Raw genomic sequence first — 885 nt, 5'->3', positions numbered from 1 at the left:
CAAACATTATTATTAATTAGAGGAGGGTTATTAATGCGTGAAGTAGAAACTTCTAAAATGTTAACACCTGAGATGATCGAAACAGTAGCGGATAATTGGGATAAACTAAGAAGGTTATTTGATTTTGAAGAAGAAACACGTCATCACAGATGCGAGCATCATAAAAAGCATAAAGAATGTGAAGAATGTTGTTGTCCTGACTTTTTAAAATTTAATTTCTGGTTTTCTGATGTGAAAATTGAAAATGAAAATGCTGAGTGTGAAGATGAAGACAAAGATGATAGATGTAAAGATAAACACAGACGTCATAGATGCGAAGATGACCATAGACATCATAGATGTGAAGACGACCACAGACATCATAGATGTGAAGACGAACGCAAACATCATAGATGTGAACATGAGAACAAACGTCATAAATGTAAACACCATAGATATAGCGACGAATACTAATTTGTACTAACTATTATATTCCAACTATCTATGAAATGTGATTAACTCTATTATCCAAAAACTAATAAAAGGCAGCTTATTTTGTTCATATATTGTTTGCCATAGCTCCTGCTTTAAATATAATATATAGCTGAAATTGGCCAGATCTAGATCTGGTCAATTTCCATTAATAGTTTAATTTATTATTTGATTAACATAATGCATACCATTACAATGCTACGGAACCTCAATCTTATTAGATTACAAAAATGTAAAAAATAATGGTAGTAACCTACCTTCTTAAGAATTTTTATATAATTTCCTTTTTAGTTCTCCAAGACTTGTTTTAGGATATTTTTCTATTAAATTTATTTTTTTATACTTGGCACACATATCAACAACCTGCATATTTTATTACTGACCAAAGGGAGAGGGAGGTGAAAATATGGCAAG

General features: G+C 30.7%; 1 protein-coding gene. It reads left to right on the top strand.

Annotated elements, in window-relative coordinates; genetic code table 11:
* Positions 1 to 33: 33 nt before the first annotated feature.
* On the top strand, positions 34 to 453 hold the full coding sequence (locus tag KQI88_RS17840; protein ID WP_216419662.1) for a hypothetical protein: 420 nt from the start codon (positions 34 to 36) through the stop codon (positions 451 to 453).
* Positions 454 to 885: the final 432 nt, after the last annotated feature.

The organism is Alkaliphilus flagellatus, assembly GCF_018919215.1.
GTDB lineage: Bacteria > Bacillota > Clostridia > Peptostreptococcales > Natronincolaceae > Alkaliphilus_B > Alkaliphilus_B flagellatus.
This window is presented reverse-complemented; position numbering and strand designations above follow the sequence as displayed.

Bases quoted from the DNA above. Each gene is read 5' to 3' on its own strand.
- KQI88_RS17840 (WP_216419662.1), top strand. From the start codon at position 34: ATGCGTGAAGTAGAAACTTCTAAAATGTTAACACCTGAGATGATCGAA.